The 10505-nt window shown below is 72.6% G+C and carries 9 protein-coding genes; 7 read left to right on the top strand and 2 right to left on the bottom strand.

The features are described from left to right. The first annotated feature begins 266 nt into the window (after positions 1 to 266). The 6 genes from OP86_RS26810 to OP86_RS26785 all read left to right on the top strand — a co-directional run bounded on the left by OP86_RS26810 (position 267) and on the right by OP86_RS26785 (position 6306). On the top strand, positions 267 to 1541 hold the full coding sequence (locus OP86_RS26810) for a substrate-binding domain-containing protein (protein WP_078589439.1): 1275 nt from the start codon (positions 267 to 269) through the stop codon (positions 1539 to 1541). Between the two features lie 35 nt (positions 1542 to 1576). After that, positions 1577 to 2344, top strand: coding sequence for an ABC transporter ATP-binding protein (locus tag OP86_RS26805; protein WP_030060252.1), 768 nt, complete (start codon positions 1577 to 1579; stop codon positions 2342 to 2344). 92 nt (positions 2345 to 2436) lie between these two features. Beyond that, on the top strand, positions 2437 to 3201 hold the full coding sequence (locus OP86_RS26800) for an ABC transporter ATP-binding protein (protein WP_051830724.1): 765 nt from the start codon (positions 2437 to 2439) through the stop codon (positions 3199 to 3201). Beyond that, positions 3201 to 4067 carry a branched-chain amino acid ABC transporter permease gene (locus OP86_RS26795; protein WP_033333521.1) on the top strand — a complete coding sequence of 289 codons (867 nt, stop codon included), beginning with the start codon at positions 3201 to 3203 and terminating at the stop codon, positions 4065 to 4067. The genes OP86_RS26800 and OP86_RS26795 overlap by 1 nt, the downstream gene beginning before the upstream one ends. 248 nt (positions 4068 to 4315) lie before the next feature. Further along, positions 4316 to 5404, top strand: coding sequence for a branched-chain amino acid ABC transporter permease (locus tag OP86_RS26790; protein ID WP_234435094.1), 1089 nt, complete (start codon positions 4316 to 4318; stop codon positions 5402 to 5404). Further along, a complete protein-coding gene (locus tag OP86_RS26785) occupies positions 5401 to 6306 on the top strand; it encodes an alpha/beta fold hydrolase (protein ID WP_030060247.1) in 906 nt (301 codons plus the stop codon). The genes OP86_RS26790 and OP86_RS26785 overlap by 4 nt, the downstream gene beginning before the upstream one ends. A 148-nt stretch (positions 6307 to 6454) precedes the next feature. On the opposite strand, the gene OP86_RS26780 is transcribed toward OP86_RS26785, so the two are convergent. Together OP86_RS26780 and OP86_RS26775 are read right to left on the bottom strand one after the other, a co-directional pair. Continuing rightward, the gene (locus tag OP86_RS26780; protein WP_030060246.1) at positions 6455 to 7735 is read right to left on the bottom strand and encodes a polysaccharide deacetylase family protein; all 1281 of its coding nucleotides are present in this window, start codon (positions 7733 to 7735) and stop codon (positions 6455 to 6457) included. Between the two features lie 405 nt (positions 7736 to 8140). After that, complete coding sequence (locus OP86_RS26775; protein WP_051830713.1) at positions 8141 to 8728, bottom strand: DedA family protein; 588 nt, start codon at positions 8726 to 8728, stop codon at positions 8141 to 8143. Positions 8729 to 9359: 631 nt separating this feature from the next. On the opposite strand from OP86_RS26775, the gene OP86_RS26770 reads away from it, so the two are divergent. Further along, the gene (locus OP86_RS26770; RefSeq protein WP_051830712.1) at positions 9360 to 10451 is read left to right on the top strand and encodes an LLM class flavin-dependent oxidoreductase; all 1092 of its coding nucleotides are present in this window, start codon (positions 9360 to 9362) and stop codon (positions 10449 to 10451) included. Positions 10452 to 10505 lie beyond the last annotated feature (54 nt).

Raw genomic sequence — 10505 nt, 5'->3', positions numbered from 1 at the left:
GGGGAGGGGGGAGGGGGGTAGGGCCCGCCTCCCCCCACCGTCACCGGGCGTGGGCCGTCGCAGCCATGGCGGCCACCTCCATGGGTGCGCGATGACCCGTGTCGGCGGACCACACCCGGGCACCCGGAGGGCGGCTCCGAGTCGGTGGTATGTCGACCAGAGCCACATCCCGCCGGGCTGATACGTCCCCCGGGCACATGTCGCCCTTCCCACCGCACACCTACGGTTCCGGCATCCACCCCGCCGCACCTCAGGAGTCGGTCACCATGCGCAGCTCGACAGCCCCCACCAGGCCCGCCTCCGGCGCCCGCCCGGGCGGGCCCCTGGCCGGCGGCGGCCCGGCCCGGAAGCTCGCCGCCCTCACGGCGTGCGTCCTGCTCGCCGCAGGCTGCGCCAAGGCAGGCACCGCCGGGACGAGCGCGGCGGACGGCGGGGCCAAGGGCCCGATCAAGGTCGGCCTGGTGTACTCCAAGACCGGACCGTTGGCCGCCTACGGCAAGCAGTACCTGGACGGCTTCAAAGCCGGCCTGGGCTACGCGACCAAGGGCACCGGCGCGGTCGACGGGCACAAGATCGAGTTCGAGGAGCAGGACGACGCGGGCGACCCGGCCAAGGCGGTGTCCGCCGCCAAGGACCTGATCGGCAAGGGCTACAAGGTGCTGGCCGGCTCCACCGCCTCCGGTGTCGCCCTCCAGGTCGGCCCGATCGCCGCCCAGAACAAGGTGCTCTTCATCAGCGGCCCGGCCGCCGCCGACAAGGTCACCGGTCTCAACACGTACACCTTCCGCTCCGGCCGCCAGTCCTACCAGGACATCAGGACCGCGGCCTCGTTCGTCGGTGACGCCAAGGGCAAGAAAGTCACCGTGCTCGCGCAGGACAACGCCTTCGGGCAGGCCAACGTGGCCGCCGTCAAGGCCGTGCTCGGCGCCGAGGGGGCGACCGTCGAGCAGGTGCTCGCCCCGCCGAGCGCCACCGACCTCACCCCCTTCGCCACCCAGGCCAAGTCCGCCAAACCCGACCTGCTGTTCGTCGCCTGGGCCGGCGACACCGCCTCGGCCCTGTGGACGGCGCTCAACCAGCAGGACGTGTTCACCGACACCAAGGTCGTCACCGGCCTCGACCTGGCCGCCTCCTACCCGCTGTTCGGCCCGGCCGGCGAGAAGATCTCCTTCCTGAACCACTACTTCGACGGTGCCGCCGGCACCCCGGTGGAGAAGGCCATGAACGAGGCCGTCACCGCCGCCGGCGGCAAGAGCGACATCTTCACCCCCGACGGCTTCACCGCCGCCCAGATGATCGTGCACGCCGTCGAGGCCAACCACGGCTCCGCCGAGGACACTTCGGCCCTGGTCAAGGCGCTGGAGGGGTGGAGCTTCGACGGGGTGAAGGGGAAGACCACGGTGCGCGCCGAGGACCACGCCCTCCTCCAGCCGATGTTCCAGGTCCGGCTCACCGGTACCGGTGCCGCCGCCAAGCCCTCGGTGGAGAAGACCCTGACCGCGGACGAGGTGGCGCCTCCGGTCGCCCCGATGGCGGGCTGATCCCGGTGCCCGCCCGTACTGCCTCCACTCCCTCCGTGTCGTCGGTGCGTTCCGCCTCCCCGGTGCTGCGCCTGGACGGACTCGGCTGGTCCGTCCGCGGTGTGCCGATCGTCGAGGACGTCTCCTTCTCGGTTGGCGAAGGCGAGTTCATCGCCTTCATCGGGCCCAACGGCGCCGGCAAGACCTCCCTCTTCAACCTGGTCTCCGGCATCTACCCGGCGACCCACGGCAGCCTCCACCTCGACGGTGCGGACGTCACCGCCGAGACCGTGCACGCCAGGGCCCGCCGGGGGCTCGGCCGCACCTTCCAGACCTCCTCGCTCTGGCCGGGGATGACGGTCGCCGACCATGTCCGCCTGGCCGCCCAGGCGGCGGCCGGGCCGCGCGCCTCGTACCGGCTCTGGCGCCGCGCCGACCGTTACGAGGAACAGCTGGCCGACACCCTGCACCGCACCGAACTCACCCACCGCGCGGACGCTTTGGCCGGCGCCCTCTCGCACGGAGAGAAACGCAAGCTGGAGCTGGCCGTCCTGCTGGTCTCCGATCCGCGGCTGATCCTGCTGGACGAGCCGATGGCCGGCGTCAGCGCGGAGGAGGTGCCCGCCCTCACCGAGCTGATCCGCTCCGTGCACCGCGACCTGGGCCGCACCGTTCTGATGGTCGAGCACCACATGGACGTCCTGCTCGGCCTGGCCGACCGACTCGCGGTGATGCACCACGGCACCCTGCTCGCCCTGGACACCCCCGAGGCCGTGATGGCCGACCCGACCGTGCAACAGGCCTACCTGGGTGAGGCGCTGTGACCTCCTCTCCGCTCTCCTCGCCGTCCTCCGTACCGTCCTCCTCGTCGTCCTCGCAGTCCTCCGCTGCCGAACCTCTTCTCTCCGTCCGCGATCTGCGGGTCGTCATCGACGGGCTGCACATCCTGCACGGTGTCGACCTCGACGTGGCCCCCGCCGGGGTCACCGCGCTCCTCGGCCGCAACGGCGCGGGCAAGACCACCACCGTCAAGGCCGTCATGGGCCTGGTGCCGCGCACCGGCAGGATCCGTCTCGCCGGCGCCGAACTCTCCTCCCTTCCCGCGCATCTGGTCGTTCGTCACGGCATCGGGTACGCGCCCGAGGATCGGGGGATCTTCGCCGGCCTGACGGTCGCCGAGAACCTCCGCCTCGCCGAGCGCGGCGCCCCGGGCGGGGGCGGAGCCGGCGAGCCGGACTACGCGCTTGTGCACGAGCTCTTCCCCGAACTGAAGCAGCGGGCTGGGCAGTTGGCCGGGACGCTCTCCGGCGGCCAGCAGCAGATGGTGGCGATCGGCCGGACGCTGCTCAACCGCAACCGGTTGATCATCGCCGACGAGCCCACCAAGGGCCTGGCGCCGAAGATCGTGGCTGAGGTGGCGGAGGTGCTGGCTCGTGCGGCCGAGGCGGTGCCCGTCCTCCTGGTCGAACAGAACCTCGCCCTGGTCCGCCGACTGGCCGGCACCTGCGCCGTCCTGGTCGACGGCCGCACCGCCCACCGCGGGGACACCGCCGAGCTGTTGGCCGACGAAGAGGCCGCCCGCCGCCTGCTCGGCGTCGGCTCCCGCCACCCGCTCGCCGGCGGGCTCCGGTCCGCCGCCTCCCCGGCCGCCCCTGCCATCACCGCGGAGGTGAAGCCCTGATGGGCACCGTCGTTCTCCTTTCCTGTACCGGACTCGGTCTCGGTGCGCTGTACTTCCTGGTCGCCTCCGGTCTCTCGTTGATCTTCGGTCTGATGGACGTGCTCAACTTCGCGCACGGCGCCCTGCTCTCCATCGGCGCGTACGCCACCTGGTGGGCCGGTGCCGAGGCCGGCCTCTCCTTCTGGCTCGCGGTGCCGTTCGGCACCCTGGTCGGGACGGCCGCCGCCGTCCTGCTGGAGCTCTTCCTGATCCGGCCGCTCTACAGCCGCCCTCGCGACCAGATCCTCGCCACCGTCGGGGTCGGGCTCGCCGTGCCCGCCCTGCTCATGGGGATCTGGGGCGCGGACGCCCGCCCCTTCCCCCAGCCGGCCCTGCTGTCCGGCACCTGGCACGTGCTCGGTGCAACCGTCCCGGTCAACCGCTTCGTCCTGGTGGCCGCCGCCGCGTTGCTGCTGCTCACTCTTCGGTTGTTCCTCGCCCGTACCCGCTACGGGCTGATCGTCCGGGCCGGCGTTGAGGACCGGGCGATGGTCACGGCGCTCGGCATCGACGTCCGGAAGGCGTTCACCCTCGTCTTCGCCCTCGGCGGGGCGGCCGCCGCGCTCGGCGGCGCCCTCGGCGGCCTCTACTTCGGTTCGGTCAATCCCGGCCAGGGGACCGGCCTGCTCATCTTCGCCTTCGTCGTCGTGGTGATGGGTGGCATGGGCTCCGTGACCGGGGCCGCCGCCGCCTCGGTGGGCGTCGGCCTCGTCCAGCAGTTCGCCAACTACTACACCGGCGCCGGGCTCGGCGACCTCTCGGTCGTCGTCCTGCTCGCCGTGCTGCTTCTGGTCCGGCCCCGTGGACTCACCGGGAGGCTCGCGTGAGCGCCGAAAATCCGATCACGAGCACCGGTGGCCCCGCGGTCCGCCGCAGCGTCGCCGCCCCGACAGGGGGGACTGACACCAGCCCTGCCGCGACCGCCATACCAGCAGAGGGGACTGACACCAGCTCCGCCGACACCGTCACTGTGGCAAGGGGGACTGACACCAGCCTTGCCGAGACCCATTGTGAACACACTCGCGAGTCCGGCGCCATCCCTCGAACAGGTGATTCAGTCACTAATCGCTGGACAGTGCTGCACGGAGCGCTACGCTGGTGGCCGATCGCTCTGCTGATCACGCTCCTTGTCGCCCCATACAGTGCGCTTCCCCTCCCGGGACTGCTCGACGGCCCGCTCGGCAGCCCCGGAAGTCTCCAACTCCTCGCCCTGTGCCTGCTCTACGGGGCCCTCGCCACCGGCTACGACCTCCTGCTCGGCCGTACCGGACTGCTCTCCTTCGGCCACGCGCTCTACTTCGCGACCGGCCTCTACGCCACCGACCTCGGCATGCTGGAGCTGCAACTGCCCTTCGCCGCCGCCGCGGTGTTCGGTGTCGCCTGCACCGTGCTGCTGGCCCTGGTGCTCGGCTCGGTCAGCCTGCGCGTCACCGGTATCGGCTTCTCCATGGTCACCCTCGCCTTCGCCCAGGCCGGCTCGATCCTCGTCCAGCGCAACCCAGGTGGCGCCACCGGCGGCGAGGAGGGCCGCTCCGCCCCGGCCGACCTGCTGCCCTCCGGCCTGCTCGGGATCGAGAACACCGCCAACCTCTACTGGATCGCCGTCGGCTACCTGGTGCTGACGGTGGCCGCGGTCCGCTGGGCCGTCAACTCGCCGATCGGCCGCGTCTGGGAGGGCATCAGGGAGAACGAGCGCCGGGTCGAGGTGCTCGGACTGCGGCCCTACGGCTACAAGTTGGTCGCCTTCGTGCTGGCCGGCGCGCTCGCCGGCCTGGGCGGGGTGGTCTACCTGCTGCTGACCGGCGGTGCCACGCCGCAGGCCGCCGGTTCGGACGCCACGCTCGCACTCCTGGTCATGGTCGTCCTCGGTGGATCCGGCACCCGCTGGGGGCCGTTGCTCGGCGGCGTCCTGTACACCTGGGCGAGCCACCGGCTCGGCGACCTCGCCAACTCGACGGCCGTCGCCGACCTGCCCGCGGTGCTGCGCGTGCCGCTCTCCCAACCCCTGTTCCTGCTCGGTGCCTTGTTCGTCGCCGTGGTCTACCTGCTGCCCGGCGGCCTGGCCGGACTGCCCGCCCGCATCCGCGCTGCCCGATTCGCCCGCTCGGCCCGCACAGCGGCCGCCGTCCGGACCGCCCGCCCCACCGGAGGTACCCCCGCGTGAGCCAGTCGCCCCTGAAACCCGAGGAGTTGACCGTCCCTGTGCCCGGCGGGGACCTGGCCGTCCTGCGCTGGCCCGCCGAGGAGCCCGGGGCGCCGACGGTCGTGGCGGTGCACGGCATCACCGCCAACAGCCTCGCCTGGTACGAGGTCGCCCACCGGCTCGCCGGACGGGTCACCCTGCTCGCGCCCGACCTGCGGGGCCGCGGCGCCAGCCGTTCGGTCGCCGGGCCGTACGGGCTGGTCCGGCACGCCGACGACGTGGCCGCGCTGATCACCGCCCGCGGCACCGGGCCCGCCGTGCTCGTCGGCCACTCGATGGGAGCCTGGATCACGGCCCTGGCCGCCCTCCGGCACCCCGAACTCGTCCGCCGGGTCCTGCTGGTGGACGGCGCGGTGACCTTCCCGCTGCCGGAGGGCGTCCGCGAGGAGGACGCCCTGGCCGCGGTGCTGGGGCCCGCGGTGGCCCGGCTGTCCATGACCTTCCCGGACCGCGAGGCCTACCGGGCGTTCTGGCAGCGACACCCGGCCGTCGGCGCCGCGTGGACCGAGGGGATCGACGCCCACACCCAGCGCGACCTCGTCGGCGAGGCGCCCGAACTGCGTTCCTCCTGCGTGCCGGAGGCCGTCCGGATCGACGGTGCCCAGGTCCTCCTGGACCGGGAGGCGGCGGCCGCCGTGCACCGGCTGACCTGCCCCGCCGAACTGTTCTGGGCCGAGCGCGGTCTGTTCGACGAGCCGCAGGGCCTCTACGACCACCAGCGCATCGGGCTGGCCGGGCTGGACCCGGAACGGGTTCCCGCCGAGCCGGTGCCGGGCACCAACCACTACTCGATCCTCTGGAGCGAGGCGGGGGCCGACCGCATCGTCCGCAGCCTGCTCGCGGACACCCCCGCCGCCGGGTAGCGGCCCCGGCCCGCGAGGGCCGGGCGTTCCGGGGCGGCCCGGACGACAGCGGCTGACGCGGGTCCGACTGCTCACTTCCCCGCCGGCCGTACCCGGTCCCGCCGCCCCGCCGGTCCCTGCCGACGCCGGTCCCTCCGCCTTCGGCGGGTCAGCCCGCGGTGCCGAGGAAGGTCTCCCAGCCGCCCGCCGGCGCCTGGCCGACGTTGAGCGAGCGCAGCTTGCGCAGGGTGGACTGGTCCTGCACCTCCAGCCATTCGACCAGCTGCCTGAAGGAGACCAGCCGGACGTCGGGCTTGGCGGCGATGGTCTTGAGCGTCTGCTCGACGGCGTCCATGTAGATGCCGCCGTTCCACTGCTCGAAGTGGTTGCCGACGAAGAACGGTGCGCGGTTGCTGTTGTACGCGCGGTCGAAGCCCGCCAGGTAGGAGTTGGTGGCCTGGGTGCGCCATTCGTCGTACTTGGCCGGGTCGCCCTTGGTGCTGCCGGCGGACTGGTTGGCCAGGATGTTGTAGTCCATCGACAGGACCTGGAAGGTGTGCCCGGGGAACGGTATGGACTGCAGCGGGAAGTCCCACACCTTGCCGTCCTGCACCTTCTGCGGCCATATCTGCAGTCCGCCCGAGGAGCTGGCGTCGTACTTCCAGCCGAGCTTGGCGATGGTCGGCAGCAGCGCCTTCTGCCCCTCCAGACAGGGGGTCCGGCCGCCGATGAGCTCCTTCTTGTAGTCGAAGGGGAGCGGGTCGACGTCGGTGAAACCGGTGTTGGTCCGCCACTGGGTGACGAAGCCGATCGCCTGGTCGATCTCGCTCTGCCAGTCCTCCGGGGTCCACATGTTGACCCCGTTCTTGTCCGGGCGGCTGGAGCAGAAGTGCCCGTTGAAGTGGGTGCCGATCTCGTGCCCGGCGAGCCAGGCCTGGCTGATGAGCTTGAGCGTGCTCTTGACCGCACCGTCCGACAGGTACGGGATGTCGGAGGCGCCGACCGAGTGCTTCGGCGGGTGGTACAGCTCGGCCTTGCCCTTGGGCAGGGCGTAGATCCCGGAGAGGAAGAAGGTCATGGTGGCCTTGTACTGCTCCGCCAGCTTCAGGAAGCGGGGGAACTGGCCGTCGTCGGTGCCGCCCGCGCCGTCCCAGGAGAACACCACGAACTGCGGCGGCCGCTCGCCCGGCTTGAGCTTCTCGGGCTTGGGCTGGTTCGGCTGCGGCCCGGTGTCCGCGTTGGAGCCGTCGCCGATCGGGGTGCCCTTGGGCACCACCGCCTGGGCCGGGGCGCCGGTGCTGTTCTGGGTGGCGTTCGTGCCGCCGCCGGAACCCGCAGGGGTGGAGCCCTGGCCCGAACCGGACCCGCCACTGGAACAGGCTGCGACCGCGCCGAGGGCCGCGGTCGCAGCGGTCGCACTGAGCACCGTCCTGCGCGAGATGCTGGTCATGGTCTCCCCTGGGTGCCGATGCCGGTGGTGAGGGCGGCCCATAGCCGCACCGGTCAAATCGGGCAATTGATGTCTATTCCGCCGTTAGCATGTCATGTCGCCGCGGCGGCCACCAAGGTCGCCGAGCTCCGACGACTCTCAACACGCCGGGCACCCCCGGCTGGGCTGCAGCGATCCGGCGTCTGTTGCCGTGCTGTGACGCTTCGGATCCCTCGCGGCCCGGGCTGTACGGTACCCCCGGTCGGCTCGGCCCCAGCTGCAGTTCGTCAGCGTTCGGCCCGGTTGATCGCCTTTTTGGGAAAACTTTTGCCCCTTGCCGGGCCGGGCCGTGCGAAGAGGGTAAGGCGCGGTGAGGCGGGCTGCTCGGGGAGGAGCGCTCGGGGCGGGCTGTCCGGGGCAGGCCGGTCAGAGCGCGGCGAGCCGCCGGTTGCGGCGCACCATGCGCGCGATCGCCGTACTGATGGCGGTGGCCGCCGCGCAGGAGACCACGAGGCTCAGCCAGGCGGTGTTGAACCAGTGGCTGTTCAGCCAGCCCAGCGTCACGATGTAGGCGGCCCAGATCAGTGCCGCCAGCGCCGACCAGTGCAGGAAGCGGTGCGGATGGGCGGGGGAGTGGCCGATGGCCAGGTCCAGGACGGTCCGCCCGGCCGGGACGAACCGCGCGATCACCACCATCGCCGCGGCCGCGCCGTGCGGACGTTCGACCAGGGCCTGTTGGACCCGGGTCACGCTGGCCGCCAGCTTGGGGCGCCGGGCGAGCCGGCGGTTCAGTACGGGGGCGCCGCGGCGGGCCAGGTGGAGAAGGAGGACATCGCCCAGGAAGGAGGCCACCGCCACACCGAAGCCCAGCAGCAGCGGGGCGCCGTTGACCTGTGCCGTCTTGAGCACGGCCAGGATGACCAGCGTTCCGCTGGGGATGAAGGGGAGGAGGGCGTCTCCGAGTACGGCGAAGAGAGCCAGGGCGCAGATCCACGAGGATCCGATCGCCGCCATGAAATTCAAGGCCGTTACTCCCTCCACGCCGCCCGAGCGAGCAGGTGGCTGTAGGTGTCAACGCTAGCGCCTCGACTTTTCATGCCATGAAGCACCCCGGTATGCCGCAGATCACGGCCCGCCCGTTCCGGCCGCCCACCAGGCGGCGGGGCCGCTCGCGCGGACCTCTGGGGAGGGGGCTCGCCAGGGTGGCGCAGGGGCGTCGCAAACCGAACGAGCCCCCGGGGCGGGGTGCCGCACCGAGGGCTCGCAGTGATCGCCCGGAGCTGGTCCAGCCCGACGATCTTGCTGGTGGAGTGCGGGTCCCATCCGGTGATCCGCTCCGGATCACCAGACTGCCGGACGCCGGGCCCCCGCCGCGAGCCCTGGCGCTGGCGACTTCCGGCGCTGGCGTGAAGTCGCCAACCGTGTCCGCCCGCTGGCTCTCCGTCAGTCGGGCATCCGCTCGGCGGCCCCGCGAGGAATGGCCGGAAGCGGGAGCCGGAGCAGGGCCGAACCTCACTCCGGGCGCGGGAACAGGGAGCCCCCGACGGTGGTTGACCCCGGTCGGTAGCAGCGACCGCCGGGCCACCCGAGACCCGCACGGTCGCCCACGAAGGCCGGCACCAGGACAGCCAGGAGGACGGGCGGCATGACCACCGAGGACCAGCAGGAGCACCGGACCAGGCCGACGGCGGGCGCGGCGATCCGGGGCACCGCCCGCGGTACGGCCCCCGCCCCGCTCTCGATCCTCGACCTGGCCACCGTCGGCGTCGGCTACACGCCCGCCGAAGCCCTGGCGGCCACCACCGGGCTGGCCCGCAAGGCCGAGCAGTGGGGCTACCACCGCTTCTGGGTGGCCGAGCACCACGGCATGCCCGGGGTGGCCAGCTCGACCCCGGCCGTCCTGCTCGCCCACCTCGGGGCCAACACCACGACGCTGCGGCTCGGTTCCGGCGGCGTGATGCTCCCCAACCACGCCCCGCTGGCCATCGCCGAGCAGTTCGGCCTGCTGGAGGCCCTGCACCCCGGCCGGATCGACCTCGGGCTCGGCCGCGCCCCGGGCACCGACCCGGCCACCGCCCGCGCGCTGCGCCGCGGCCTCACCGAGGGCGCGGACGACTTCCCGCAGCAGCTCGCCGAGCTGACCCACTTCCTCGACGGCGACTTCCCCGCCGGCCACCCGTACGACCGGCTGACCGCCGTCCCCAAGGGCGAGGGCCGTCCGCCGATCTGGCTGCTGGGCTCCTCCGGCTTCAGCGCCCAACTGGCGGGCCGCCTCGGCCTCCCGTTCGCCTTCGCCCACCACTTCAGCAGCACCAACACCCTCCCGGCTCTGGACCTCTACCGGTCGTCCTTCCGCCCGTCCGCCGTGCTCGCCGAGCCGTACGCACTGATCGGCGTGAGCGCGGTCGCCGCCGACGACGAGCCCTCGGCCCGCCGCCTGGCCCGCTCCGCAGCCCTCGGCATGCTCCGGTTGCGGCGCGGCAACCCCGGCCCGATCCCCACCCCGGAGGAGGCCGAGCAGTACCCGTACAGCCCGGCCGAGGCGGACTTCATCGACGGGTGGCTCGACAACGTCGTGCTCGGCGACCCGGGCCGGGTCGCCGACGGCCTGGAGGCGCTGCGCAAGCGCACCGGGGTGGACGAGCTGATGGTCACCTCGCACATCCACGGCCACGAGGCCCGCCTCCGCTCCTACGGCCTGATCGCCGAGGCCTACGGCCTGGCGGCCACGGACTGACCGTCCGCCGTCGCCCGCCCGATCGCCGTCGCCCGTCCGCCGTCGCCCGATCGC

The organism is Streptomyces novaecaesareae (genome assembly GCF_000716875.1).
In the GTDB taxonomy this organism is placed as follows: domain Bacteria; phylum Actinomycetota; class Actinomycetes; order Streptomycetales; family Streptomycetaceae; genus Kitasatospora; species Kitasatospora novaecaesareae.
This window is presented reverse-complemented; position numbering and strand designations above follow the sequence as displayed.

What these genes read in the sequence shown, in the direction of transcription:
- OP86_RS26810 (WP_078589439.1), top strand. Translation starts at nt 267, where the DNA reads ATGCGCAGCTCGACAGCCCCCACCAGGCCCGCCTCCGGCGCCCGCCCG.
- OP86_RS26795 (WP_033333521.1), top strand. Translation starts at nt 3,201, where the DNA reads ATGGGCACCGTCGTTCTCCTTTCCTGTACCGGACTCGGTCTCGGTGCG.
- OP86_RS26780 (WP_030060246.1), bottom strand. Translation starts at nt 7,735, where the DNA reads ATGACCAGCATCTCGCGCAGGACGGTGCTCAGTGCGACCGCTGCGACC.
- OP86_RS26775 (WP_051830713.1), bottom strand. Translation starts at nt 8,728, where the DNA reads ATGGCGGCGATCGGATCCTCGTGGATCTGCGCCCTGGCTCTCTTCGCC.
- OP86_RS26770 (WP_051830712.1), top strand. Translation starts at nt 9,360, where the DNA reads ATGACCACCGAGGACCAGCAGGAGCACCGGACCAGGCCGACGGCGGGC.